Origin of the sequence: Candidatus Spongiisocius sp. (assembly GCF_965221825.1) — a bacterium.
In the GTDB taxonomy this organism is placed as follows: Bacteria; Actinomycetota; Acidimicrobiia; order Spongiisociales; family Spongiisociaceae; genus Spongiisocius.
This window is the reverse complement of the sequence record NZ_OZ244917.1, coordinates 1,176,608-1,201,741: the sequence shown is the minus strand read 5'-3', so window position 1 is coordinate 1,201,741 and position 25,134 is coordinate 1,176,608. Positions and strand designations below refer to the sequence as shown.

22 protein-coding genes and 1 tRNA gene are annotated in these 25,134 nt (G+C 67.7%); 19 read left to right on the top strand and 4 right to left on the bottom strand.

What is annotated here, in order from left to right:
- Positions 1 to 210 precede the first annotated feature (210 nt).
- The 11 genes from ACOQPD_RS05610 to ACOQPD_RS05560 all read left to right on the top strand — a co-directional run bounded on the left by ACOQPD_RS05610 (position 211) and on the right by ACOQPD_RS05560 (position 10,462).
- Positions 211 to 282, top strand: a tRNA-Arg gene (locus ACOQPD_RS05610).
- Positions 283 to 364: 82 nt separating this feature from the next.
- Entirely contained in the window at positions 365 to 1,684 is a 1,320-nt protein-coding gene (gene lysA / locus ACOQPD_RS05605) for a diaminopimelate decarboxylase (RefSeq protein WP_420613924.1), read from the top strand.
- A 123-nt stretch (positions 1,685 to 1,807) separates the two neighbouring features.
- On the top strand, positions 1,808 to 3,097 hold the full coding sequence (locus tag ACOQPD_RS05600) for a homoserine dehydrogenase (RefSeq protein ID WP_420613923.1): 1,290 nt from the start codon (positions 1,808 to 1,810) through the stop codon (positions 3,095 to 3,097).
- Positions 3,098 to 4,465 (top strand): threonine synthase, encoded by a 1,368-nt coding sequence (thrC, locus tag ACOQPD_RS05595; RefSeq protein WP_420613922.1) that lies wholly within the window; start codon positions 3,098 to 3,100, stop codon positions 4,463 to 4,465.
- A 330-nt stretch (positions 4,466 to 4,795) separates the two neighbouring features.
- Positions 4,796 to 6,304, top strand: a complete 1,509-nt coding sequence (gene rho, locus ACOQPD_RS05590) for a transcription termination factor Rho (protein WP_420613921.1) — start codon at positions 4,796 to 4,798, stop codon at positions 6,302 to 6,304.
- A 139-nt stretch (positions 6,305 to 6,443) separates the two neighbouring features.
- Positions 6,444 to 6,722 (top strand): type B 50S ribosomal protein L31, encoded by a 279-nt coding sequence (locus tag ACOQPD_RS05585; protein ID WP_420613920.1) that lies wholly within the window; start codon positions 6,444 to 6,446, stop codon positions 6,720 to 6,722.
- Between the two features lie 73 nt (positions 6,723 to 6,795).
- Positions 6,796 to 7,674: a DUF1385 domain-containing protein gene (locus ACOQPD_RS05580; RefSeq protein WP_420613919.1), complete on the top strand. Its 879-nt coding sequence runs from the start codon at positions 6,796 to 6,798 to the stop codon at positions 7,672 to 7,674.
- Positions 7,675 to 7,683: 9 nt separating this feature from the next.
- Entirely contained in the window at positions 7,684 to 8,760 is a 1,077-nt protein-coding gene (prfA, locus tag ACOQPD_RS05575; RefSeq protein ID WP_420613918.1) for a peptide chain release factor 1, read from the top strand.
- Complete coding sequence (locus ACOQPD_RS05570; protein WP_420613917.1) at positions 8,757 to 9,014, top strand: hypothetical protein; 258 nt, start codon at positions 8,757 to 8,759, stop codon at positions 9,012 to 9,014. Before prfA ends, ACOQPD_RS05570 begins: the two co-directional genes overlap by 4 nt.
- Positions 9,015 to 9,017: 3 nt before the next feature.
- On the top strand, positions 9,018 to 9,905 hold the full coding sequence (gene prmC, locus ACOQPD_RS05565; RefSeq protein WP_420613916.1) for a peptide chain release factor N(5)-glutamine methyltransferase: 888 nt from the start codon (positions 9,018 to 9,020) through the stop codon (positions 9,903 to 9,905).
- On the top strand, positions 9,902 to 10,462 hold the full coding sequence (locus tag ACOQPD_RS05560; RefSeq protein WP_420613915.1) for an L-threonylcarbamoyladenylate synthase: 561 nt from the start codon (positions 9,902 to 9,904) through the stop codon (positions 10,460 to 10,462). The genes prmC and ACOQPD_RS05560 overlap by 4 nt, the downstream gene beginning before the upstream one ends.
- A 51-nt stretch (positions 10,463 to 10,513) precedes the next feature.
- Here ACOQPD_RS05560 and ACOQPD_RS05555 read toward each other — a convergent pair whose 3' ends face one another.
- From ACOQPD_RS05555 to ACOQPD_RS05545, 3 genes are read right to left on the bottom strand one after another with little or no spacing between them, the layout of a single operon-like run.
- Complete coding sequence (locus ACOQPD_RS05555; protein WP_420613914.1) at positions 10,514 to 11,509, bottom strand: electron transfer flavoprotein subunit alpha/FixB family protein; 996 nt, start codon at positions 11,507 to 11,509, stop codon at positions 10,514 to 10,516.
- Positions 11,506 to 12,273, bottom strand: a complete 768-nt coding sequence (locus ACOQPD_RS05550; RefSeq protein WP_420613913.1) for an electron transfer flavoprotein subunit beta/FixA family protein — start codon at positions 12,271 to 12,273, stop codon at positions 11,506 to 11,508. The genes ACOQPD_RS05555 and ACOQPD_RS05550 overlap by 4 nt, the downstream gene beginning before the upstream one ends.
- Before the next feature lie 20 nt (positions 12,274 to 12,293).
- Entirely contained in the window at positions 12,294 to 14,804 is a 2,511-nt protein-coding gene (locus ACOQPD_RS05545; RefSeq protein WP_420613912.1) for a GcvT family protein, read from the bottom strand.
- A 333-nt stretch (positions 14,805 to 15,137) separates the two neighbouring features.
- Between ACOQPD_RS05545 and ACOQPD_RS05540 the strand changes: the two genes are divergently transcribed.
- Genes ACOQPD_RS05540 through pabB form a run of 8 tightly spaced genes read left to right on the top strand, consistent with a single transcriptional unit; the run spans position 15,138 to position 24,130 of the window.
- The gene (locus ACOQPD_RS05540) at positions 15,138 to 15,839 is read left to right on the top strand and encodes a corrinoid protein (protein ID WP_420613911.1); all 702 of its coding nucleotides are present in this window, start codon (positions 15,138 to 15,140) and stop codon (positions 15,837 to 15,839) included.
- 1 nt (position 15,840) lies between these two features.
- Complete coding sequence (locus tag ACOQPD_RS05535; protein WP_420613910.1) at positions 15,841 to 16,506, top strand: DUF1638 domain-containing protein; 666 nt, start codon at positions 15,841 to 15,843, stop codon at positions 16,504 to 16,506.
- A 40-nt stretch (positions 16,507 to 16,546) separates the two neighbouring features.
- Positions 16,547 to 16,906 (top strand): virulence factor, encoded by a 360-nt coding sequence (locus ACOQPD_RS05530; RefSeq protein WP_420613909.1) that lies wholly within the window; start codon positions 16,547 to 16,549, stop codon positions 16,904 to 16,906.
- Positions 16,903 to 17,802 carry a dihydropteroate synthase gene (locus ACOQPD_RS05525; RefSeq protein ID WP_420613908.1) on the top strand — a complete coding sequence of 300 codons (900 nt, stop codon included), beginning with the start codon at positions 16,903 to 16,905 and terminating at the stop codon, positions 17,800 to 17,802. The genes ACOQPD_RS05530 and ACOQPD_RS05525 overlap by 4 nt, the downstream gene beginning before the upstream one ends.
- 12 nt (positions 17,803 to 17,814) lie before the next feature.
- Positions 17,815 to 19,878, top strand: coding sequence for an ASKHA domain-containing protein (locus ACOQPD_RS05520; protein WP_420613907.1), 2,064 nt, complete (start codon positions 17,815 to 17,817; stop codon positions 19,876 to 19,878).
- Complete coding sequence (locus ACOQPD_RS05515; protein ID WP_420613906.1) at positions 19,875 to 21,413, top strand: trimethylamine methyltransferase family protein; 1,539 nt, start codon at positions 19,875 to 19,877, stop codon at positions 21,411 to 21,413. Before ACOQPD_RS05520 ends, ACOQPD_RS05515 begins: the two co-directional genes overlap by 4 nt.
- 4 nt (positions 21,414 to 21,417) lie before the next feature.
- Complete coding sequence (locus ACOQPD_RS05510) at positions 21,418 to 22,269, top strand: methylenetetrahydrofolate reductase (protein ID WP_420613905.1); 852 nt, start codon at positions 21,418 to 21,420, stop codon at positions 22,267 to 22,269.
- 43 nt (positions 22,270 to 22,312) lie between these two features.
- Positions 22,313 to 24,130 carry an aminodeoxychorismate synthase component I gene (gene pabB / locus ACOQPD_RS05505; RefSeq protein WP_420613904.1) on the top strand — a complete coding sequence of 606 codons (1,818 nt, stop codon included), beginning with the start codon at positions 22,313 to 22,315 and terminating at the stop codon, positions 24,128 to 24,130.
- A gap of 190 nt (positions 24,131 to 24,320) precedes the next feature.
- Here the strand turns inward: pabB and ACOQPD_RS05500 are convergent, their stop codons facing one another.
- Positions 24,321 to 25,082: a hypothetical protein gene (locus tag ACOQPD_RS05500; RefSeq protein WP_420613903.1), complete on the bottom strand. Its 762-nt coding sequence runs from the start codon at positions 25,080 to 25,082 to the stop codon at positions 24,321 to 24,323.
- Between the last annotated feature and the right edge of the window lie 52 nt (positions 25,083 to 25,134).

The window sequence follows — 25,134 nt, the reverse complement described above, 5'->3', positions numbered from 1 at the left end:
CGTCCGGTCGCGAGCCACGATTCTTCACGGTGGGTTCATGCATGCTGAATGGTGAGTGGAGTGGGAGCTGCGGTTCGAAACCTGCGTTTCGCTATTTCACGGCACCTCTTCGCGAAGTGTGGTTGGAGTGGTCTGATGTGCGTCGGTGTGTCGGGAACGGGAAGGATCAGGGCCAGGGACTGGTAGGCTTCGCGGCCCGCATTCGAGCATGCCCTCGTAGCTCAGGGGATAGAGCACCGGCCTCCGGAGCCGGGTGCGCAGGTTCGAATCCTGCCGAGGGCGCCGGCAGTCTCGGCCATGTAATGGCGGTCCGTATCGCCATTAGGGCTAGTCTGGTGCGGCCCATTCCCCCAGAAGGTTCGCTATGGCGCTGCGCGATGTGCTTCCCTTGACCTGGAACCTAAGGAACGACCGAGCTTCGATCGGTGGCGTGCGGCTGAGCGCGATCGCCGAACGCTTCGGAACGCCTGCCTACGTGTTCGATATGGTCCACCTCGAAGCGCGCCTGGACGAATTCACGGCCGCCTTCAGCGGGATCGGTGTGCCGGTGTACGCCACCAAGGCGTTCATATGCCCGGCCCTGGCCGAGATGGTCTCGTCGCGGGGCTGGTGGGTGGATGTGGTGTCGGTCGGCGAGACTGCCATCGTCCGGAGGGGAGGGGTTCCGGCCTCCCGTACCCTCCTACACGGCAATCTGAAATCCGATGCCGAGATCGACCTGGCTGCCTCGGGGGAAGTGGGTGTCACGGTCATCGACAGTCTGGGCGAGATCGACCGGCTGGCCCGGGCGGCCCGGACAGCGGGCCGGACCGTGGACGTGATGATCAGGCTCAACGAGGCGGTCGATCTGGTCACCAATCGGAAAGTCCTCACCACCGGCGATCACGCCAAGTTCGGACTGACACCGGACGCCACCGACCAGGCCATAGCCAGGGTGGCCGCCACCGGAACACTCCGGTTGCGAGGGTTGCATCTCCATGCCGGGAGCCACATAACCGACCCGGAGCTGTACGCCCGGATCCTGGACCGGCTAGCGGCGACGGTGATACGGAACAGGTCCGCCTTCGCCACCACGCCCGTCCTTCTCGACGTGGGTGGCGGCATGGCGTCGCCGTACCTGCGCGCCGACGCGAGGATCAGCCCGGCCGAGGTCGCCGCCGCCCTGAGGCGAGCCCTCGGGTCGCCGGAGATCGTCGAGCGGATCGGACCGGTCGAGGTGATGGTGGAGCCGGGACGGGCGCTGGTGGCCAACGCGGCGGTGCTGCTCTACACGGTCGGGGTTCGCAAGCCGTTGCCCGGTGGCGGTGAGATGCTGGCCCTGGACGGGGGTCTCACCGACAACCCGAGACCGGCCCTGTACGACTCGCGGTACGAGTTGCTGGCCGATGGCCGGCTCGACCAGGCGGCGGACCATCCCTTCCGCGTATTCGGCCGGATGTGCGAGACAGACGTGATGCTCGAGGAGGTCCTGCTACCGGCGACCATGGCGCCCGGCGACCTGGTCGCCATGCCCGCGGCCGGCGCCTACACCTTCGCCATGTCGTCCCGCTACAACGTGCTGCCTCGTCCTCCGGTCCTGTTCGTCAAGGACGGTGAGGTGCGGGAAGTGGTGCGCCGGGAGACACTCGACGAGGTCTTGGCGGGTCAAAGAACGTTGAACGAGGCCGAACCGATGGTCGTCTAGGAGGGTGCTGAAAGAGACGTGGATGGTTTGGCCTGTGCGATGCCTCGACTTGGGGTCTCGTTGCCTCATACCGGCCAACCGGACGTTTTTAAGTACCCTCCCAGCCATGGATGGGAGCACAGAATGAGCATGCAGATCGGTGTCGGATTCCTGGGCGCCGGAACGGTCGGGAGCGCCCTGATCCGCCGGCTCATCTACGAATCGGACGCGATCGCAGCCAAGACAGGCCTTGACCTGGTGGTACGCGGGATCGCGGTCCGTGACCTCGCCAAGGATCGGGGGATCGTGATTCCTCCCGGATTGCTGACCGATCGTCCTCGCGATGTGGTGGACGACCCGACGGTCCAGATCGTGATCGAGGTCATGGGGGGTCTGGATCCGGCGGGAGACCTGATGATGAGAGCTCTCGAATCCGGCAAGGCCGTCGTGACGGCCAACAAGGAGTTGATGGCCTCGCGGGGACGCCCCCTGCTGGCCGCCGCCGAGGCCGCCGGCGTCTCCCTCCTGTTCGAGGCCGCCGTGGGAGGGGGCATCCCGATCATCCGTCCCCTCTCCGAGTCGCTGGCCGGGGAGAGGATCACTTCAGTACTCGGAATCGTCAACGGCACCACCAACTACATCCTGACCCGCATGGCGGAGGAGGGGATCGCCTACGAGGAGGTGCTGGCCGCGGCGCAGGAGTTGGGATACGCAGAGGCCGATCCCACCGCGGACGTGGGCGGCGGCGACGCGGCTTCCAAGGCCGCCATCCTGGCCAGCCTGGCGTTCGGGACCTGGGTGGACGGTTCGCAGGTCACCAGGGAGGGTATCGAAGACCTCCGGACCGAGGACTTCGTGTTCGCCCGGCGGCTCGGCTACATCCCCAAGTTGCTGGCGATCGCCGAGGAATCCGACGGCGGCATCGCGGTTCGCGTCCATCCCACGCTCGTGCCCTTGGATCATCCTCTCGCCTCCGTCCGGGGGGCCACCAACGCGATCTACGTGTCCGGGCCTTCGATCGGCGAGCTGCTGTTCACCGGTCCGGGGGCGGGGGGAGAGCCGACCGCCACGGCTGTTCTCGGCGATGTGATCATGTCGGCCAGGGAGCGGTTGGCCGGGACGCAGGTCAAATCCAGGATCCGCTTCGCATCGGGCCGCCTCCGGGACGCGGCGGATTTCACGACCAAGTGGCTGCTCCGGATTACGGTGGCGGACCGCCCGGGAGTGCTGGCCCAGATAGCGGCGGTGTTCGGGCGTAACGACGTGTCGATCAAGTCGGTGTGGCAGGACGGGCGCGGCGACGAGGCCACCCTCCTGCTGGTGACGCACGAGTCCCCGGAGGGCGACCTGCACCTGGCGGCGTCCGAGCTGGCCGGGCTCGAAGTGGTGTCCGAGGTGGATTCGGTCATGCGGGTCTACAACAACGAGCCCTGAGTGTCGGTCCGGCTGGTCTCGACCCGAGGGGGACCGGCGGTCGACCTGCCGGCCGCCATCCTGGCCGGGTTGGCCCCCGACGGAGGCCTGTACGTTCCCGAGGCATGGCCCCGGCTCGATCCCGCCGACCTGGAGGCCGGCTCGGGTTTCACAGCGGTGGCCACTGCGGTCCTGGGGCTGTTCACACCCGACCTGTTGCCGACCCACCGGCTGGAGGCTCTGGTGGGGGAGGCGTTCGCTCGCTTCGGCCACCCCGAGGTGGCGCCCCTGGTCGAGCTCGGTCAGGACCTGTACCTGATGGAGCTGTTCCGGGGTCCCACGCTTGCCTTCAAGGACTTTGCCCTCCAGGTCCTGGGCCGGTTGGTCGACGTGGCCCTGGCCGAACGCGGTGGCAACGCCATGATCCTCGGCGCCACGTCCGGCGACACCGGTTCGGCGGCCATGGAAGCGTTCCGGGATCGGGAGCGGGTGGATGTGGTGATCCTGTTTCCCGAGGGCCGGACCACCGAGGTGCAGCGCCGGCAGATGACCACCATCGACGCGCCCAATGTCCACGCCGTTGCTGTGGAGGGCACCTTCGATGACTGCCAGGACCTGGTCAAGGCGGTGTTCGCCGATCCCGGCATGCGTGAGGACCTGTCGCTGTCCACAGCCAACTCGATCAACTTCGGCCGGCTCATCACGCAGGTTGCCTACTACTACTGGGCGGTAGCCCGCCTGGGCGGACCGGTCTCGTTCGCCGTTCCGAGCGGTAACTTCGGCAATGTCTATTCGGGTTATGCCGCCACCCGGATGGGCCTGCCGGTGCGGCGCCTGATCGTGGGCAGCAATGCCAACAACGTGCTTGACGGCTTCTTCCGGAAGGGCCGGCTGGATCTCGGAACCGTGATCCCGACGCTGAGCCCCTCGATGGACATCCAGGTTCCGTCCAATCTGGAGCGGCTCCTGTTCGATCTGTTCGGGAGGGACGGCGAAAGGCTTGCGGCGGCCATGATCCGTCTGCGCGAGGAGGGCTCCCTGGCCGTGATGGGTGGGACGGATGACCTCTTCGTATCGAGGTGGTACGACGACGAAGACACGATGGAGGTGATGCGGGAGGTGTACCGATCTTCCGGGAGGATCGTGGATCCGCATTCGGCGGTCGGGATAGCGGCCGCCCGGGATACGCCGACGGAGGGCCCAGTGGTCTGCCTGGCCACCGCCCACCCGGCCAAGTTCGCCGGGGCCGTGGAGAGGGCTCTCGGCCGGCCACCCCCCACTCCTGCAGGGCTCAGGGGCATCCTTGACCGCACCGAAAGGGTCACCCGGATCCCCGGGGACCTCGGCGCCATCCACCGGTTGCTCAGGGAGAGGAGCCGCTTCTCCTGAGCGCCCACGACCACCGACTACCTAGTCGCGGTGCCGTGTGGTACTATCCGGGAACCGCCTGTCTGCTTGCCAGGCGGCCCACATCCCGCCACAGGAAGTTTCAACCCCCGTTCCGGTTTTCCCGGTAAGGGGTGTCGGCGGTCTCCCGAAAGTGATTTGGCGGGGCCCGTGGTGGCCCCGCCAATAGACCCGGAACCAGGAGCTTGTCCAGTCCGCCAAGGACCGGCGAGTCCGGTGCAGAGATCCCGAGCGGTCCACCCGGAGACGGAATTGTCGGCATCAGGCGCCCCCGACCCCTTGGTCGGGCGAGCACTTCACGGAGGAACCAGAATGGCCACCCGATCAGAGCTACAGACCAAGAACATCAAGGACCTTCGCACCATCGCATCGGCGGTCGGCATAGAGGTCGATGGCCTCCAGAAGGCGAAACTCATCGACGCGATCATGGGGGCGGACGGCTTTGATGGGACGGAGGAGGCGCCGCAGGTCGAACTGCCTGATGCGACTGTCCGGGACAGCCGGGCGAAGGAGAACGGGAGTGCCGAAGCCGGGTCCGGACCCTCGGATGGTGGGCGCGGCTCCCCGTCGGCCCGGGGTCATTCCACGCGGCGGGGTCCGGATGGTGGGGCACCGCGCGGTCAACGCGGGCCGCAGAAAGCCGGCCCGGCCGGCAGGCGCCGTCGGAGGCGAGGGCCCGCCGACCGGCATGTCCCGGACGGCCCGGCCGAGGTTCGCGAGGGCGCTCTGGACATCCTTCCCGAGGGGTACGGGTTCCTCCGGTGTTCGGGATACCGTCCAAGCGAGAAGGACGTCTACGTTTCGGCCGGACAGATCCGCAAGTTCGCCCTCAGGAAGGGCGACGTACTGAGCGGCCCGGTACGAGCGCCGCGAAGCCAGGAGAAGTTCCCGGCCCTTGCCCGGATCGAGAAGAGCAACGGGATGTCGCCGCAGGAGGCGCGCGCGCGTCCGAAGTTCTCCAATCTCACCCCGCTCTTCCCCGATGTCCGACTACGGCTGGAGGTGCCCGGGAGGTCCCGGAGCACGCTCACCCGCATCATCGATCTGATCGCTCCCATCGGGAAGGGTCAGCGGGGCCTGGTCGTCTCGCCGCCGAAGGCGGGAAAGACCACCGTCCTGAAGGAAATAGCGCAGGCGATCACGGTCAACAACCCGGAGTGTTACCTCATGGTGGTGCTGGTCGACGAGCGGCCTGAAGAGGTCACGGACATGCAGCGTTCCGTGAAGGGCGAGGTTATCTACTCGACGTTCGACCGTCCGGCCGAGGAGCACACCCAGGTCTCCGAGCTGGCTATCGAGAGGGCCAAGCGGATGGTGGAGATGGGTACCGATGTGGTGATCCTGCTGGACTCCATCACGCGGCTCGCTCGGGCGCACAACCTGGCTACTCCGGCCTCCGGACGCATTCTCTCCGGTGGGGTCGATTCCACCGCCCTCTATCCCCCCAAGCGGTTCTTCGGAGCAGCCCGGAACATCGAGGAGGGTGGGAGCCTCACCATCATCGGAACCGCCCTCGTCGAGACCGGTTCCAAGATGGACGAGGTGATCTTCGAGGAGTTCAAGGGAACCGGCAACATGGAGCTACGCCTCGACCGTCGACTGGCCGATCGTCGGGTCTACCCGGCTATCGACATCGCTTCTTCGGGCACCCGGCGGGAGGAGCTCCTCTTCGATCCGGACGAGCTCCAGCAGGTCTGGAAGCTGCGCCGCGTGCTGCTGGGCCTGGAGCCCGGGGCGGCGCTTGAGTTGTTGATCGACAAGCTGAGAACGTCGAAGTCCAACGCCGACTTCCTCGCAGAGGTGGCACGGTCGCGCAACTAGCGCGCAAACCGGCCGCCGGCGGGGACCGTTTTCGGAATCTAGCCTGGGAGGACGTGGCATAATCCCGTGGCTTGCAAGCGACCCGGCCGAGGCGGTGGCCGCCGATGTCGAGACAACCTGAGGGCGAACAGGAGGACACGTGAAGCGTGACATACATCCCGAATACCGGCCCGTGGTGTTCCAGGACCCATCGGTCGACTTCGCGTTCCTGACCCGATCGACCATCCGCACCAACGAGACCATCGTCTGGGAGGATGGCCAGACCTATCCCCTGGCCCGGGTCGAGATATCGAGTGCGAGCCATCCGTTCTTCACCGGCAAGCAGAAGCTGGTGGACACGGCGGGACGGGTGGAACGTTTCGAGCGGCGTTACGGCAGAACGGCCCGCGGTCGGGGAGACGCGGGCGAGCGTTCGTAGCCTGTCCGGCAGCCGGCAAATGTCCGGGTCCCCGGCAGCGACCGTTGGAGGGCAAGCGGTCATCGAAGGGGTGATGATGCGGGCGCCATCCGCCTGGTCGGTGGCGGTTCGCAACCCTTCCGGCGAGATTGAAGCCGTGAGCCACCGGCTGCCGAGGCTCAGTTCGCGCTCCCGATGGGCCAGGGTTCCGCTGGTCCGGGGCGTGCTGGTATTGGGCGAGAGCCTCACCCTGGGCTTCCGCGCCCTGGCGTGGTCGGGGCAGCGTTCGGTGGGCGAGGATGAGAAGCCCGTCACCAAGGGCCAGATGGCGGGTTCCATGACCATCGCCGCCCTCTTCTTCGTGGCGTTCTTTGTCGTCGTGCCCCTCCTGGTGGTTCGCTGGGGTGGCTTGGAGGCTTCGTCCTGGGTGTTCCATCTGGTCGAGGCGACCATCCGGATCGCCCTTCTGGTCGGTTACGTGTGGTTGATCGGGCGCTGGGACGAGATAGGACGTGTCTACGCCTACCACGGCGCCGAGCACATGACCATTCATGCCTACGAGGCGGGGGACCCGCTGGATCGGGACCACATCTCCGCCTACCGTCCGGAGCACCCTCGGTGCGGGACCAGCTTCCTGTTGCTGGTCATGCTCACCGCCATCGTCGTGTTCAGCCTGGTGGGCAGCCTTCCGTGGTACGGCCTGATCGCGAGCCGCGTGGTGCTGATTCCGGTCGTGGCCGGTATCTCCTACGAGCTCCTCAAGCTGGGCGGAGCACAGGCGGATCGGCCCGTGGGGAGGATCCTCACCGCCCCCGGTCTGTGGCTGCAGCGACTCACGACCCGCGTGCCCGAGACGAACATGATCGATGTGGCGGTCGCCGCGTTGCTGTTCGCTCTGACGGATGAGGAGGTGGATGAGGTGGCCGGCCGAGGTCCGATCATTCCCGAGGCGCTGAGCGCCACCGGCAGGTAGGAGGGAGTGGTGGACCCGGCGCTTACCGATCGGTTAGCCGAGATCGAGCAGGCGTACGGGGAGGCCGAAAGCGTGCTGGCCGATCCGACGGTGCTGGGTGACCCGGTCCGGTACGGCGAGGTATCCCGCCGCTACGCCGAACTCAGGCCGCTGGTCCTGTCCTTCCGGTCGTTGAAGGAGGCGCTCGACGACTCCCGTGAAGCGATCGAGCTGGCCGATATCGAGACGGACCCCGATCTGGCCGGGGAACTGCGCGAACTGGCCGTGGCCCGGCAGCAGGAGGCCGATCGCTTGGCCGCCGAACTCAGGGCAGCGCTCACGCCCAGCGACCCGGACGACGTCAAGGATGCCATCGTGGAGATCCGGGCCGCGGCCGGGGGTGCCGAGGCGGCCCTATGGGCTGGCGACCTGCTCCGCATGTACCAGCGGTTCGCCGAGACGGAGGGCTTCGGTTGGGAGCCGATGGGCAGCGCTGCCGCGGATGGGGGCGGGCTGAGCTCGGTCACCTTCGGCGTGACCGGTAGAGGAGCATTCGCAAGGCTCAAGTTCGAGGCCGGGGTCCACCGGGTCCAGCGGGTCCCGAAGACCGAGTCGCAGGGGCGGGTCCATACATCGACGGCCACGGTTGCCGTGATGCCCGAAGCCGAAGAGGTTGATGTTCAGATCGACGCGAGCGACGTCAAGGTGGACACGTTCAGGTCGTCGGGGCCGGGCGGGCAGTCCGTCAACACCACCGATTCGGCGGTCCGGATCACCCATCTGCCCACCGGCCTGGTCGTTACCTGCCAGGACGAGAAGTCCCAGCTCCAGAACAAGGAGAAGGCCTTCCGGGTGCTCCGCGCCCGGCTGTACCAGGAAGAGCACCTGGCGCGCACCGCCGAACGCGCGGCGGGCAGGCGGTCGCAGATCGGCACCGGGGATCGGTCGGAGAAGATCCGGACCTACAACTTCAAGGAGAACCGGGTGACCGATCACCGGATCGGCCTCGTCATCAGGCGCCTCACGCACGTTCTCGACGGTCACCTGTCCGATTTCGTCGACGCTCTCACATCGGATCAGGCCACCCGGCGGATGGCCGGCCGGTGATCTTCTTCGTTCGTTTTCCGCCTGATTCCGACCTCCCCGCCGAGGCCATCGAGGAGATCGTGCAGAGCTGTCTCGGCCGGTCCGGTTCCGTGATCGGGGCATCGGAAGGCGCGATAGACGTGGAGATGTCCGATACGAATCCGGCCGCAGCGCTGGCAGTTCTGGCGGCCGAGCTTCGGGCGGCCGGACTGCCTCCTTCAACGATGATAGATATCCCGTCCCGGGGTTTGCGTCTAGGGATTCACGAGGTCTAGGACATGCCCGAAGCACGGGGATCGGTAGGCCTGCGCGGTGCGAGAGCAGCGAACGGCCACGGGCGGCTGCCGGTCGGCGGCGTCAACTCCAGGCTTCTGATCGGAAGTTGCAGCCTGCCATCCCACGAGGTGGTGCGGTTGCTCGCTGCCATCACCGGCCGACCTCGTGCCGAGTTGCTGGGTGGGATCGTGGTCGATCGGTCCACGGTGAAGATGTTCTACCGGCTGATGGAGCAGCGCTCGGCCGGGATGCCGCTCCAGTACCTGGAGGGAACGGTGCAGTTCGGTCCCCTCGAACTGTTGGTGGACCACCGCGTGCTGATTCCCCGGCCCGAGACGGAGCAGCTATGGGAGAAGGCCCTCGATCTGATTCCCGACGGCGCATGCACCGTGGTCGATATGGGCACCGGCTCCGGCTGCCTGGCAATCGGTATCGCCCACCGGCGGCCGGCGGCGCGTGTCATCGCAACCGACATCAGCCAGGACGCCCTTGATCTGGCCCGGCTCAACGCCGCCCTCCTGCAGGTGGAGGCCGAGTTCTGCCAGGGGGATCGCCTCGCCGCGCTCCATCCGTCGTTACGCGGTGAGGTCGATCTGATCGTCACCAATCCTCCCTACGTCTCGGACTCGGAGTGGCTCAGGCTGCCTCCCGAGGTCCGGGACTACGAGCCCCGCCTGGCCCTGGTGGCCGGCGACGGGCTCCACGTCTTCCGGTACCTCGCGTCGGAGGCGCCGTCGTGGCTGGCGCCCGACGGTGTACTGGTCGCCGAGATCGGCGACCGGCAGGGGACCAAGATTCGCTGGGCGTTCAGGGATCCGCCTTGGGAGGCGAGCATTCTCCCGGACTTGACCGGGCGGGACCGGTTCCTGATCGCCAGAATCGCCGCATGAGCCTCGACGCGGCGCTGGTCGCGCTGCGGGCAGGCCAGGTGGTAGGGGTGCCCACGGACACCGTGTACGGCTTGGCGGTCGATCCTGCCAACGAGGAGGCCGTACGGTCTCTCTTCCGGCTCAAGGGGCGTGGGCGGCGCCTGCCGCTGGCCGTGCTGGCGGCTTCGTTCGAGCAGGTCGACGGACTCGTCGATTGGACCGGGGCGGCGAAGCGACTCGTCGAACTCCACTGGCCGGGGCCGCTCACCGCCGTGCTGAACGCCAGGGTGTCGCTGGCGGCAGGTGTAGGGGATCACGAACGCGGCACGCTGGCGGTGCGGATCCCGGATCACGACCTCCTGAGGGGATTGCTGGCGGGATCCGGTCCCCTGGCGGTCACGAGCGCCAACCCGAGCGGGTCGGCGCCGGCGCTGGACAGTATCCAGGCCCGGGAACTCCTCGGCGATCGGGTGCCGGTGTACCTGGAGGGCGAGCGGCGGGGAGGCGAGGCGTCGACCGTGGTCGATCTGACCCGCGACCCCCCGGTCGTCCTACGCGAGGGACCGATCCGTTGGTAGTTGTAGCGGTGGATTCGTTACCGTCAACTACTAACTATCAACTACCAACTATCAACCGGACTCCGCGGCGAGGGTGCGGCGGCGGGCGATCTCGGCCGATATTGCCGGGACGACCTGGTGGAGATCGGCTATCACGGCCCAGTCGGCCTTGGTGACCATGGGAGCGTCGCTGTCGATGTTGATGGCCAGGACGTTCTTGGCGTTCATCATTCCCACCCAATGCTGGATGGCGCCGGAGATGCCGCAGGCGATGTAGAGGTCGGGGGCGACCACCGTACCGGTCTGGCCCACCTGGAACTTGTGGTTCTTCCAGCCGTTGTTGGTGACCACCCTGGAACAACCCACCGCTCCTCCCAGCAGGTCAGCCAGTTCCTCGATGATGTCGAAGGCCTCGGCACTCCCCACCCCGCGCCCACCGCTGACCACCACCGGGGCGGTGGCGAGGGTGATGCCCTCCGAGACGGTCACCCGGTCCACCACCATGGTCACGGCGTCGGACTCGTCCAGCTCCGGGTTGAACTCCGCGACCGTTCCGGCCGCCGACTCGCCGGCGTGAGTGGCCTCCGTGCTGTGGGGGGCGAGCGTCACCAGCTTGACGGGCGCGGACAGCCGGGCCCGCTCGCGGAGGCTGCCGCCCCACCGGACCCGGGTCATCAGCCAGTCGTCGCCGTCCGGCTCTATCTCCAGGCAGTTCGCCACCATGGCCAGGTCCGTCCGGGCGCCGACCTGGGCCATCACCTCGTTGCCGCGATCGGTTCCCGTGGCGATCACCGCGCCGGCTCCCGTGGTCCTGGCGAGCTGGGCGAGGCTCTCCGCCCAGGCGTCCGGGCCGTAGTCGGCGAGGAGATCGTGGCGCACCAGGTGGATGCGTCCGGCGCCGTAGGCATCCAGGCCTTCGGATGCCGTTGCCGCGCCGGTGCCGATCACCACGGCGTGGAGATCCGCGCCCAGGCTTTCCGCCAGCAGCCGGGCGCCGGTCATGCCGCCCAGCACAGTCTCGTCGATCCGGCCCCGGTCATGCTCGACGAGGTAGAGGACGACACTCATATCAGGCCCAGGCTTTCCATGATGTCGACGATGGCCGGCGCCACCTCCGGGCCCTCGCCGAGGATCTCTACAGCCGATCCCGCGTCGGGCGGGGTCATCAGCATCACCTTCGACTGGCCGCTCGATCCGGCCACGGGTTCCATCGTCGTGACCGGCGCCCGGCGGGCCGACATCCGTCCCTTCAAGGTGGGGTAGCGAGGTAGGTTGATGCCCTCCTTCACTCCCACGACCGCGGGCAACGGCAACCGGTACACCTCCCAGCCGGATGGGGTCTCACGGCGGGCCGAGATCGAGTCCTCGCCGGTGTCGATGCCTTTGATGCCGGTCACCATCGGGCGTCCCAGCGACCGAGCCACGCGGATGCCCACCTGGTAGCCGCCGGAGTCGGCGGACTCGTTGCCGAACAGGATGAGGTCGAACGGCTCACCCTGCTCCTCCTCCAGCCCGGTGAGGGCCGAGACGAGGGCTCGGGAGGTGGAAACCGGGTCCCAGTCGGGAATGTCGCTCGGTAGCAGGACCACCGAGGTGGCGCCGACCGCGACCGCCGCCCGCAGCTGCTCCTCAGCTTCGGACGGACCCAGCGTCATGACGGTTACCGATCCGCCCTCGCGTTCGACTATCCGGACCGCCTCCTCGACGGCGCACTCCTCGTGGGGGCTGATCGTGAAGCCCAGCAACGAGGCGTCGATGTCCTGAGCATCGGGGGTCAGGACAATTTTCGCTCCCGGGGCCGGAACCCTCTTGACGCAAACCAGAATCCGCACGGCAGACCCCAACTACCCCTTCAGCTCTTCATCCGGACGTCGTCAGGATCGAATAGCGGCCTGGACCCGGCGCGGGCCACCGTTACCGGGAACAGTTCGTTCTGGTACATGACCTGGAGCCGGCGACCCTCCTGCGCGAACTCCGGCGGTAGGTAACCGAGGAGCAGGTAGGTGTCGAGGGAGGGCGCCGCCCCCGCCGAGGTCACTCTCGATACCCGACCCTTCCGGTCCTCGATCCGGTCGCCTTCCAGGGTGAGGATGGGCTCGTTCCCGCCCATCGGGAACCGGGCGGTGCCGGAGGTCGACACATGGCCGTCCATAGCGAGGGTGCAGCACACGGCGGCAGGTTCCTCGTCCCGAGCCCTCAGGTAGGCCTCCCGGCCGACGAAGTCGGCCTTCTTGACCTTGGGCCGGGCCAGGCCGGCCTCGACCGGGTTGTACTCGGACTCGAGTTCGGCGCCCATGAGCCGGTAGCCCTTCTCCAGGCGGGCGGTGGTTCCGTACACGCCCGCTCCGACGGGGACCACTCCGAGATCCTGGCCGGCTTCCCAGAGCGTCTCCCAGAGCATCGGGGCGTGTTCCATGCTGGTGTAAACCTCCCAGCCGAGGTCGCCGACGTAGGAGATGCGGAACATCGTGACGGGGATCGACCCGATGGTGGCGTGCTTCCAGGTTCCGTACGGGAACCCCTCGTGGGAGATGTCGTCGTCGGTGACCTTCCCGACCAGGCGCCTGGCGTTGGGACCCCAGACACCGATGGTCGAGATAGACGAGGTGATGTCGGTGAAGGTGACGCAGTCGCTCTCCGGTAGCCATTTCCGGAACCAGTAGGCGTCGCGGGCGCCGTCGAAACCGCCGGTCACCACCCGGAAATGATCTTCGGCCATGCGCAGGACCGTCAGGTCGGAGCGGAACCCGCCCTCCTCGGTCAGCAACGGCGTGTAGATACCGCTTCCCACCGGCCGGTCCACCTGGTTTACGGTCATGTACTGCATGAACTGCAGGGCGCCGGAGCCGGTGACATCGAAGATCGCGAAGGCGGTCAGGTCGATCATGCCCACCCGGTCCCGAAGGGCGAGGTGCTCGGCGTTCTGGATGGGCGACCACCACCGGCGGTCCCACTCGTGGGGGCGTTCGGGGATCCGGTCGCCGTATTCGTCCAGCAGCCCGGCATTCGACTCGTACCAGTGGGGCCGTTCCCAGCCGCCCGCTTCGAAGTACACGGCCCCGAGCGCCGAGGTGGTGGCGTGCAGGGTGCTGATGCGGCTGTTCCGCCTCGAATCCCACTGCTCGCGGGGATGGACGATCCCGTAGGTCTTGTTGAAGTGCTCCGAGCACCGGGCCAGAATGTGGCGCTCCGTCTTCATGTAGGAGTAGAAGCGGGCTATGTCGGAGGCGTGCGGGTCGATCTCGGGGTAGCCCTGGGTCATCCACTCGGCCAGAGCCCGACCGGTGCCCGGACCTTCCTTGATCCAGATGGCAGCGCACGACCAGAGGTTCTTGACCTCGGGCGTCTCGCCCACCAACGGCATGGCGTCCGGGGTCAACGAGAGCAGTCCGTTGATGCCGTACTTGATCTCGGCATCCCCCAGGAAGGGCATTAACTCCAGCGCCTGCTCGAGTTGCGGGTCGAAGTCGTCCATGGTGAGGGGAAGCTCGGTGGGCGAGAGGCGGGCCTCCTCGATGGACGGGATGGTGTCGGGGTGGTGGAAGATCGGCCGGTGGGCGTACGAGCCCACCTCCATGGAGCCGCCGGTCTGGCGCTCGTAGCAGAAGGTGTCCATGTCCCGCACGATCGGGTATCCGATCTCGTTGTTGGTGGCGGACAGGACCTCGAGAGGGCCCACGTCGATCATCTGGTGGACCGCCGGGGTGAGCGGGATGGAGGCCCCGGCCATGGCCGCCAGGCGCGGCGACCACACGCCGCATGCGATGACCACGCACTCGCAGGCGATCCGTCCCTTGTCGGTGACCACGGCGCTGATCCGGCCCCGAGCGGTCTCGATGTCGAGTACCTCGGTCTTGGGATGGACCGACAGGGCGCCCAGCTCCTGGGCATACTCCCGCATCAGCGTTCCGGCTCGCAGCGAGTCCACCACCGAAACGCTCGGGGTGTACCAGCCGCCCAGGATCACGCTCGGGTCGATGAAGGGGACCAACTCCTCGACCTCCGCCGGAGACACCAGCCGGCTATCGATGTCCCACGATCTGGCCGAGGTCATGCGGCGGTTGAACTCGTGCATGCGGGCCTCGGTCCGGGCCACCTCCAGCCCTCCCGACACGGTGTTGACACCCATCTCCTCGTACTGTTCCTGGCTGTCGAGGGTGAGGTGGGCCATCTCCTTGTTGTGGTCCACCGGGTAGATGAAGTTGGAGGCGTGGCCGGTGGATCCGCCCGGGTTGGGGAGGGGGCCCTTGTCGAGTTGGACGATGTCGCGCCAGCCGAGCGCAGCAAGGTGCTTGACCACCGAGTTACCGACGATTCCGGCGCCGATCACGACTACCCGAGCGCTGGATGGGAAGTCGCTCATGCCCTCCTCCTCTGCCTGACTTCGCTCCGATCGGTTCCACGATGCGGAACCTTCTTACGATACGGAACAATCTTACCGATCCGCCGCGAGTTTCGTGCGCCAAGACGCCGTATTCGCGGCCCCCGCCGCCACGCCCGGAGCCGGCTTCGCGGGATTTCCGACCACGATCATCCCACCGTACGAGTAACTCGGAAAGTATCCGCCCTCTGCTGGAGCGATTGGGTAGAATGTTCCGCGATGTAGCACGGTTCCGCATCGTGGGACGTCCGGGCTCTTGATCCGATGCTCCCGGACATCCTGACGATCCGGTTCCTCTCTCCCGAGGCTGGCGTCATGACTGAAGAAGAACTCGACCTTCGAACCCTCCCCGACGACGAGCTCGTCGAGCAGATGCATGACGATCTCTATGACGGTCTCGCCGAGGAGATCGACGACGGAACGCGGATTCTCCTGGAGCGCGGCTGGTCGGCCTCGGAAGTCCTGAACGATGCCCTGGTCGATGGGATGCGCATCGTGGGTATCGACTTCCGGGACGGCATCCTGTTCGTCCCCGAGGTGTTGATGGCGGCCAACGCCATGAAAGCCGGGATGGCCGTGTTACGGCCGCTCCTGGCGGAGACCGGCGCCGAGACGGTCGGGAAGGTGGTCATCGGGACGGTCAAGGGAGACATCCACGACATCGGCAAGAACCTGGTGGCCATGATGATGGAGGGCGCCGGGTTCGAGGTCATCGACCTGGGCATCAATACCGACGTAGAGGAGTTCATCGCCGCCATCCTGGAGCACCAGCCCGACATCCTCGGCATGTCGGCCTTGCTCACCACCACCATGCCCTACATGAAGGTGGTGGTCGACACGCTGGCCGACCGGGGCATGCGGGATGACTACATCGTCATGGTGGGCGGGGCTCCCCTCAACGAGGAGTTCGGGCGGGCGGTGGGCGCCGACGCCTACTGCCGGGACGCCGCGGTCGCCGCCGAGACCGCCAAGGATCTGGTTGCCAGGAAGCGGATCCTCATGAGCGAGCAGGTCTGAGTTGGTAGCCGCGGTCCACGAGAGATCGGATCGGGCCGGGTCGGAAACGCGCGAACGGAGCCGGCCGCCCCGGCTGCTGGTGCTGGCCTGCGGTGCGCTCGCCTCCGAGATCCTCTACTTCCTCAGGCTCAACGGCTGGGACCATGTGTCGCTCGCCTGCCTGCCGGCCCGGCTCCACAACACGCCCGACCGGATCGTGCCGGAGTTGGAGGCCCGTCTGCAGGCCGATGCGGCCCAATACGATCGGATACTCATCGGTTATGCCGACTGCGGCACCGGCGGCCATCTGGATACGCTCCTCGAGCGGTGGGAGAACGTGGAGCGCCTCCCCGGCGCCCACTGCTACCAGTTCTATGCCACCCGGCCGGTATTCCACGATCTTCATGAGGCGGAGCTCGGCACCTTCTACCTGACCGACTTCCTCACCCGGCACTTCGACCGCCTCGTCTGGCAGTCCCTGGGACTCGACCGCCATCCGCAGCTCCGCGACATGTACTTCGGGAACTACCGCAAGCTGGTGTACCTTTCCCAGTTCGACGGTCCGGAATTGCGAGCGAAGGCCGAGGAGGCCGCCCGCAGGCTGGGGCTCGAATACCACCATAAGCAGGTGGGATTGGGCGAGCTGGCGACCGGCCTGGAGACCTTCGTCTCCTGGCCTGCGGCTTGATCATCGTGGCGAATCGCACCAGCGCCAGGATTGACCGGCCATGACCAGCCGCCGGGGTGTCTCCCGAAACCAGCGTTCCCGGTCCGAGCTGATCGTCATCTACTGGCGTGACATTCCGGCCCAGGTCACCGCCCGGTCAGGCCGGAACAAGATGGCGGTGGAGTTGCCGCCCCGGTTCCAGGCGGCAATTGACCGAGCGGCGATGGTGGCCGGGAAGAAAACCTACGACCAGTACATCGAGGAGTGGCGCCGCACCTCGGAGCCCTGCGGGGAGGACGTCGAGGCCGAGGCGAAGGCCGCCGCTGCCCGGATCGAGATGGAATACCCGAAGGATCGCGTCCGGCGCATCGCGTCCAACGGCGGCCTGGACGAGGCCCCGGCCGCAGGAGAGCCGGCATGATCCAAACCGTGGTCAGCTCCGCTACCCGACAGGTGGTCATCGGTCCGGACCAGCCCTTCGTGGTGATCGGGGAGCGGATCAACCCGACCGGCCGCAAGCTGCTCGCCGCCGAGATGCGGGAGGGGGACTACAGCCGGGTGGAGGCCGATGCCGTGGCGCAGGTGGCCGCCGGGGCCCACATGCTGGACGTCAACGCGGGCATCCCGCTCGCCGACGAGCCCGCCATCCTCGCCGAGGCTATCCAGCTGGTCCAGTCCCTGGTCGACGTGCCCATCTCCATCGACTCTTCCATCGTCGAGGCGCTGGAGGCCGGTCTGTCGGTCTACCAGGGCAAGGCCCTGGTCAACTCGGTGACCGGTGAGGAGGAACGCCTTGAGCGGGTCCTTCCGTTGGTGGCCGAGCACGGGGCGGCGGTGGTGGCCATCTCGAACGACGAGACCGGGATCTCCGAGGATCCGGAGGTGCGCTTCCGGGTGGCGGCCAAGATCGTGGAACGGGCCGCCAGTTTCGGAATCCCGCCCGAGGACGTTGTGGTGGACCCGCTCGTGATGCCGGTCGGCGCGCTCCGGTACGCGGGCCGCCAGGTTTTCGATATCCTGCATCGGCTCCGGGACGAGCTGGGGGTCAATTCCACCTGCGGAGCCTCCAACATCAGCTTCGGACTCCCCAACCGGCACGGCATCAACAGCGCATTCCTGACCATGGCCATTGCCAACGGTCTCACCTCGGCCATCACCAACCCGCTCGAGTCGGACATAGCACAGGCCGTCAAGGCGGCGGACGTGCTCATGGGAAACGACAAGGATTGCGCCCGGTGGATCCGCGCCTTCCGGCAACCCTCCCCCGGAGGGCGCGCCCGCCGACGCAGCGGCCGGCGCCGTCCCGCCCGGGCCTGACAGGCCCGACCCATGGATGACCGGACCCTACAGGTGGTGTTCACCCCCTCCGGCAGGCGGGGCAGGGTCGAGCCGGGCGCCACGGTGCTGGACGCAGCCCGTGGTCTCGGGGTCGATGTGGACTCGGTGTGCGGCGGGCGCGGGCTGTGCGGCCGCTGCCAGGTAACGCTGGGCAGCTCAGCCGCCGAGGGCATAGATGCCGGCGGGCACCGGCTGTCCCTTCCCGAGGCCAAAGAGTTGGGCTACCGGGGCCGCCGCCCGCTCCGCGCCGGTCACCGCCTCGCCTGTGCGGCCCGTCTCCAGGACGACGCGGTCATCGACGTCCCCCCCTACAGCCAGGTGCGCCGCCAGGTGGTCCGCAAGCGGGCGGAGGTGGTCGACATCCCGGTCGATCCGGTGGTGCGCCTTCACTACCTGGAGGTGGAGCCTCCCGACATGGACCGCCAGGCATCCGACCTTTCCAGGGTGCTCGAGGCCCTGGACCGGCAATGGAGAATCTCCGGGGTGAAGGTCGATCATCATGTGCTCGAAGGACTGCAGGAAGCCCTACGGACCGGCCAATGGGCGGTGACGGTGGCCGTTCACGACGGAGACACCGTCACGGGAGTGTGGCCGGGTTTCCATGACGGCCCGCTAGGAGTGGCCATCGATGTCGGATCCACCACGGTGGCCGGCCATCTGTGCGATCTCTCCACCGGCGCGGTGCTGGCCTCGTCGGGGGTGATGAACCCGCAGATCCGCTACGGCGAGGATTTGATGAGCCGCGTCTCCTACGTGATGATGAACGAGCAGGGTCAGGAGGTTCTCACCTCGGCGATCCGTTCGGCCCTCGACGACATGGTCGGCGACCTGGTCGAGCAGGCGGGTCGGACCCGGGACTCGGTGCTGGAGGTGGCCCTGGTCGGCAACCCGATCATGCACCACCTGGTCCTCGGCCTCAACCCCTATCACCTGGGCGTGGCACCGTTCGCCCTGGCCACTGACGAGGCGGTCCGCATCACCGCATCCAAGATCGGCATGGAGGCCCATCCGGGCGCCCGCCTCTACGTGCTGCCGTGCGTGGCGGGCCATGTCGGCGCCGACGCGGCCGGCGCCATCCTCTCCGAGGGCCCCCACCGGGGCCGGGCGATCCAGTTGCTCGTGGATGTGGGCACCAACGCGGAGATCGTGCTGGGCAGTGCCGGCCGCCTGCTGGCTGCGTCCAGCCCCACCGGACCCGCATTCGAGGGCGCCGAGATCAGCTCCGGGCAGCGCGCCGCGCCGGGCGCCATCGAGCGGGTGCGGATTGATGGCCGGACGCTAGAACCCCGCTTCAAGGTGATCGGGTCGGATCTGTGGTCGGACGAGGAGGGCTTCGGGGACGCAGTGGCCGGGACCGGCGTGATCGGCATCTGCGGATCGGGCATCATCGAGGCGGTGGCCGAACTGGTGCTCGCCGGGGTCGTGTCGGCCGAAGGCCTCATCCAGGACGGTGGTCGCAGCGAGCGGATCGTCGCCGACGGAAGGTCGGCGGCCTACCTGCTGTACCGGGAGCCGGGGCGGAGCAGCCGGATAATGATCACGCAGAACGATATAAGGGCCATCCAACTGGCCAAGGCGGCGCTGCAGGCCGGTGTCCGGCTCCTGATGGACCGCCTCGGCGTGGACCGGGTGGACGAGATCAGGTTGGCCGGCGCATTCGGTAGCCATATCGACCCCATCTACGCCATGGTGCTCGGGATGATCCCCGACTGCGACCCGGACCGGGTTTCCGCTGCGGGCAACGCGGCCGGGACCGGGGCGACGATGGCGTTGCTGAGCGGGTCCGCCCGGGCCGAGATAGAAGCGCTGGTGCGCGAGGTCGAGAAGATCGAGACAGCGGTGGCGCCCGGTTTCCAGCGCCACTTCGTGGAAGCCATGGGGATACCCCACGCCACGGCCGCATACCCCCAGCTTGCCCGTAAGGTGGACCTGTCGGGCATCGTCTCGTCCGGGCCGGCCGGCGGCGGTCGCCGCCGCAGGAGCCGCAGGAGACCGGGCGCGAACGCCAGGCGGTCCGCGGCCCTGGTCGGGCGGCGCGGAGAGGAGGATCGATGAGCGCCCGCAGGAGAAGAAGAGGGGGCGGAAGGGAGGCGCGCCACGCCCTCCGGACGGCCCGGGTGATCGAGCAGCAGCCGTTCCTGACCCGACGCCTGGCCCCCACCGAAGTCCTCTCGGCGGAGGGACTCGAGCTCATGGAACACAATGCCGACACCCTGCTCGAGGAGGTCGGCATCGAGATCGTGAACTTTCCCGAGGCCCTGGAGATCTACGCCGAGGGCGGCGCCGACGTCCAGGACGCACGGGTGCGCTTTCCGAGGGGCATGTGCCGGGAGATCATCGGCCGCTGCGCGCCCAGTTCCTTCATCCAGCACGCCCGCAATCCCGAGCGATCCGTCACGATCGGGGATCCGCACATCGTGTTCGCCCCGGCGTACGGGTCTCCCTTCGTGCGCGACCTGGACGGTGGGCGGCGCTACGCCACCATCGAGGACTTCAGGAACTTCGCCAAGCTGGCCCAGATGAGCCCCGCGCTGCACCATGGTGGGGGAACGCTGTGCGAGCCGGTGGACCTGCCGGTCAACAAGCGGCACCTGGACATGATCCGCAGCCATATCGTGCTCCACGACAAGCCGTTCATGTCCTCCGTGACAACGCCCGATCGGGCCCAAGACTCGGTGGACATGGCCAAGATCGTCTTCGGGGAGGACTTTGTGCGGGACAACACGGTCCTGCTCGGGCTCTGCAACGCCAATTCCCCGATGCAATGGGACTACGCCATGCTGGGTTCGGCGAAGGTGCTCGCGGAGAACAACCAGTGCGCGCTGGTCACCCCCTTCATCATCGCCGGCGCCATGTCGCCGGTCACGGTGGCGGCCACCGCCACCCAGACGCTCGCCGAGGCCATGGCGGCCATTACTTTCACCCAGCTGGTACGCCCCGGTGCGCCGGTGATAATGGGTTCGTTCGCCGCTTCAATGTCGATGCTGAGCGGCGCTCCCACCTTCGGCACCCCCGAGCCCGCGCTCGTCCTCTACGTGGTCAGCCGGCTGGCGGCCCGGCTGGGGGTCCCCTTCCGCTCGGGTGGCAACCTGACCGCCTCCAAGATCCCGGATGCCCAGGCGGCCTACGAGAGCTTCATGACCTTCCTGCCCGCGCTGGGCGCCGGGGTCAACTTCGTGCTGCACTCCGCCGGGTGGCTCGAGGGCGGCCTGACGATGGGATACGAGAAGTTCGTGCTGGACGCCGACCAGATCTCCATGATGGCCAAACTGGTGGGCGGGGTGGACCTGAGCGAGAACGGGCAGGCCATGGATCCCATGCTCGCCAACAGTCCCGGCCAGCACCATCTCGGCTCGGCGCACACCATGGCCAACTTCGAGTCGGCCTTCTGGGTGTCCGACCTGTCCGACATCAACAGCTTCGAGCAGTGGGAGCTCGAGGGGTCGCTCACCTCGATCGAGCGGGCCAACGCCGAGTGGAAGCGGAAGCTGGCCGACTACGAGCAGCCCCACCTCGACGAGGCCATCCGGGGCCAGCTCGATGACTGGATCGCGGTCCGCAAGGCCGCCGAGCCCGACCTGGGAGTCTGAACCGATGACCCCGGACGGCGGACTCAACGGGCGCGCGCGCCAACAGATCAGGCGAGTCCTCGAGAACCCCAAGTTCGAGCTGCTGCCCTTCAAGAACGCGGTGGAGCAGGCCGGATTCCTACCCGAGGGCGCCCTGGTCTCGGTAACCGCCTCACCCACCTTTACGCTCGACCGGACCTTCGACATCGCGGCCGAGCTGCGCATGCGCGGCTTCGACGTGGTGCCGCACCTGTCGGCCCGCATGACCCGAGACATCTCCCATCTTGCGTCCCTGCTGGATCGGATGGAGGATCTCGAGATCTCGCGCGTCTTCGTGGTGGGCGGAGACGCTCCCCAGCAGGGGGTATTCCCGGACGGCTACTCCGTGCTGTCGGCCATGGCGGATATCGGCCACCACCTAGCGGAGATCGGCGTGCCCTGCTACCCGGAGGGACACGCGACGATCCCGGACGAGAACCTGGGCCGAGCCCTCCACGACAAGCAACCCCACGCCCGCTACATGACGACCCAGATGTGCTTCGACGGTGGGGCCATCGCCGGTTTCCTCGCCCGCTCGCGTGCCGACGGCATCGACCTGCCGGTCCGGTTGGGCATCCCGGGCGTGGCGGAGCGGCTCAAGCTGATGCAGATCTCGGCCCGGATAGGTGTGGGGCAGTCGGTGCGCTTCCTATCCAAGCATCGGGGGTTGGTGAGCCGGTTCGTGCGACCGGGCGGCTACGCGCCCGACGAGTTGCTCGAGGATGTACTCCCCAGGCTCGATGAGCGTGCCGACGAGGTTGTGGGCGTGCATATCTACACCTTCAACCAGTGCGAGACCACCGAGCGCTGGCGGCAGGAGTACCTGGCCGCCCTCTAGAGTCTTCCGGGTTGGACCCGCCGCAAGTCAGAGGCTTCGACACGTGACCCCTCCGAAAGTTCCCGGCGCGATGCCTGACCCGGCGTCGGCGGGCGTGAGCGCCAGGTTCGATGACTTCCGCGGGAGGCCGGTCCCGCTCCGGCTGGTCGAGCCGTACGGCGTCTGGGTCGCCCATCACGACGATGACGTCCCTGGGGTCATTCACCGGGCAGAGTCCGAGGCTCGGGCCGGCGGATGGGTGGCCGGATTCGTCTCCTACGAGGCCGCCCCCGCCTTCGATCCCCGCCTGGTGGTCCGTCCGCCGCAGTCCGGCCTGCCGCTGGCATGGTTCGCCGGATTCCGCGCCGCGGACTCCGAGCCCGCGGGGTCCGGCGGCGATTACCGGGTCAGACCCTGGCGACCCGAGGTCTCGGAGGCCCTTTACGGTTGCCACGTGGAAACCATCCGGGAGTACATCCGGCAGGGTGACACCTACCAGACCAACTACTCCTTCCGCCTGCGGGGACGGGTGGAGGGGGACCTCCGGTCGCTCTACTCCGACCTGCTCGCAGCCCAGGGGGGTGGGTACCACGCCTTCCTGGAGACCGGCCGCCACACGGTGGTCTCCGCCTCGCCGGAACTGTTCTTCCGCTGGGACGGGCGGCGCATCGAGAGCCGGCCCATGAAGGGCACCGTGGCCCGGGGCCGCTGGGAGCAGGAGGACTCCCGGTTCCGGGAGCGGTTGCTCGCCTCGGGCAAGGACCGGGCCGAGAACGTCATGATCGTCGACCTCCTGCGGAACGACCTGGGGCGGGTGGCGAGGTTCGGCAGCGTCCAGGTGGAGCGCCTGTTCGAGGTGGAACGGTTCGAGACGGTCTGGCAGATGACCTCGACGGTGGCGGCCGAGACCCGGCCCGAGGTGGGCCTTCTCGACATATTCGGGGCCATGTTCCCGTGCGGGTCGGTGACCGGGGCGCCGAAGGTAAGGACGATGGAGATCATCGAGTCCTTGGAGGCCTCACCCCGGGGCGTCTACTGCGGCGCCATCGGGTTGCTGGCGCCGCCCGGATCGGGCCGGCCGAGGGCCGAGTTCTCGGTGGCCATCCGCACCCTGGTTGCGGACACGCGCAACGGCGAGGCCGAGTACGGCGTGGGCGGGGGAGTGGTCTACGAGTCTACCGCGGCGCGGGAGTACGAGGAGGCGATGGTCAAGGCTCGGGTCCTGTCACGCCGCAGGACCCCGGTGACCCTGCTCGAGACGATGCGATGGGAGCCCGGCCGGGGGATCTGGTTGCGGGATCGCCATCTGAGCCGGCTCCGCTCCTCGGCCCGCTACCTGGGCGTGACCCTCCGAGAGGTGATGATCGCCGACCTACTAGAAGGCCTCTCGGGCGACGAGCCGCTCCGGGTTCGCCTGCTGGTGTCCGGGGACGGGTCCGCCTCGATCGAGACGGCGCCTCTCTCGCCGAGCTCGCTGGTGGTGGGGTTGGCCGTCGACGATCGCCCGATCGACCGGACCGACTACCTGCGCTACCACAAGACGACCCGCCGTGAGGCCTACGAGCAGGCCGCTGCCCGGTACCCGGCTGCGGACGACGTGGTACTGGTGAATGATCTGGGGGAGGTGGTCGAGACCACAATCTCCAATCTCGCGGCCCGGATGGGCAACGAATGGATTACCCCACCTGTCGCGTCGGGCTGCCTGCCGGGCACCTACCGGGAGGAGCTGGTCGACCGCGGGACCCTGACCGAGCGGCAGATGTCGGTGCCCGATCTGATGGCGGCCGACGAGGTGGCGGTGATCAACTCGGTCCAAGGATGGCGAACCGCCAAGCTGGTAGGCCATGGCAAAAGGGTTGAAACTGTCACACCTTCGTTATAGGTTGCCGGAGACCGTAATTACCAGCGGTTCCGACGTCGACCGGGCCGTGCGAGGGATCAAATCGTTCGGGACCGCCCCACCCAAGGGCTTGGGCGGACGCGTCCCGACCAAGGTGGTGGCGGTGGGGGAGGGCCCAGCGGGCGGAGCCCGCTCCGGCGCGATTTTAGCGTTCTTGCCCGATACGGGACAACTAAGACCCGCCCACCAGGAGGACAGCCGGCGCTGCCACCGTTCCGAGGATCACCAGTGCCGAACCAACGCAGCCAGCCCTCGCAGGACCCTCCACATCCCGAGCGGACCCGCCTTCCGGTTCGGGCTCGGGTGGTTCGATCGGCTTCTTCTTGGCCCGGCGGGAGCTTGACGCGGGAGGCTTGGCGCGCCGCCGTCTAGCCGGTTTGATCGGGTTCTCCGAGATGTGCTCGCGCAGGACCTCGGCCGTTCTGCTCTCCAGATCGAGGCGCTCGGCGGTCACGCGCTCGGCTTGTGCCCGCAGGGTGTCCAGTTCCTCACGTTGCGCAGCGGTGAGCCACCGTCTCTCCACCTTTGCGATCTCGCTCTGGGCCGTCCTGGTGTCGAACAGGGCCAGGGCCTCCGAGGCGGCCTTCATGTGACGCCCGGCCGCGGCCCGGAACCGCTTCTGGCGCCGCAGTGCGCCGTCGAGATGCAGCCTGGCGCCCCGGCGTATCTCCGGTGGGATCAGAGCCAGTAGCGGATCGGTGGCGGGATCCTCGGCCAGGCCGAGCAAGCCCTCGTAATGGTCGGCCCGGGCCATCGACTGGATGCGCGCCGCCAGATGCTCCGCCCTGGTGACGGCCTCCTGCCGCCTGGCCCTGATGAGGCCACGGAGGCGCTCACGATCCGCCTCCACCGCCCGGTCGGCTCGCGCCAGGGCGGCGCGGAAGTCCATCTGCTCCAGTGCCTCTTCGATGGCTCGTTCGTCGGGTGATGGCATACCGGCGAAAGGGTACCGATTTCCCCGCCGGCCTGCCGCCCGGCAAGAGGAC

Coding starts and splice junctions, on each gene's coding strand:
- ACOQPD_RS05520 (WP_420613907.1), top strand. CDS start 17,815: ATGGATGACCGGACCCTACAGGTGGTGTTCACCCCCTCCGGCAGGCGG.
- ACOQPD_RS05510 (WP_420613905.1), top strand. CDS start 21,418: ATGACCCCGGACGGCGGACTCAACGGGCGCGCGCGCCAACAGATCAGG.
- lysA (WP_420613924.1), top strand. CDS start 365: ATGGCGCTGCGCGATGTGCTTCCCTTGACCTGGAACCTAAGGAACGAC.
- rho (WP_420613921.1), top strand. CDS start 4,796: ATGGCCACCCGATCAGAGCTACAGACCAAGAACATCAAGGACCTTCGC.
- ACOQPD_RS05530 (WP_420613909.1), top strand. CDS start 16,547: ATGACCAGCCGCCGGGGTGTCTCCCGAAACCAGCGTTCCCGGTCCGAG.
- ACOQPD_RS05600 (WP_420613923.1), top strand. CDS start 1,808: ATGAGCATGCAGATCGGTGTCGGATTCCTGGGCGCCGGAACGGTCGGG.
- ACOQPD_RS05560 (WP_420613915.1), top strand. CDS start 9,902: ATGAGCCTCGACGCGGCGCTGGTCGCGCTGCGGGCAGGCCAGGTGGTA.
- ACOQPD_RS05540 (WP_420613911.1), top strand. CDS start 15,138: ATGACTGAAGAAGAACTCGACCTTCGAACCCTCCCCGACGACGAGCTC.
- ACOQPD_RS05500 (WP_420613903.1), bottom strand. CDS start 25,082: ATGCCATCACCCGACGAACGAGCCATCGAAGAGGCACTGGAGCAGATG.
- ACOQPD_RS05515 (WP_420613906.1), top strand. CDS start 19,875: ATGAGCGCCCGCAGGAGAAGAAGAGGGGGCGGAAGGGAGGCGCGCCAC.
- ACOQPD_RS05580 (WP_420613919.1), top strand. CDS start 6,796: ATGATGCGGGCGCCATCCGCCTGGTCGGTGGCGGTTCGCAACCCTTCC.
- ACOQPD_RS05545 (WP_420613912.1), bottom strand. CDS start 14,804: ATGAGCGACTTCCCATCCAGCGCTCGGGTAGTCGTGATCGGCGCCGGA.
- prmC (WP_420613916.1), top strand. CDS start 9,018: ATGCCCGAAGCACGGGGATCGGTAGGCCTGCGCGGTGCGAGAGCAGCG.
- ACOQPD_RS05555 (WP_420613914.1), bottom strand. CDS start 11,509: ATGAGTGTCGTCCTCTACCTCGTCGAGCATGACCGGGGCCGGATCGAC.
- ACOQPD_RS05525 (WP_420613908.1), top strand. CDS start 16,903: ATGATCCAAACCGTGGTCAGCTCCGCTACCCGACAGGTGGTCATCGGT.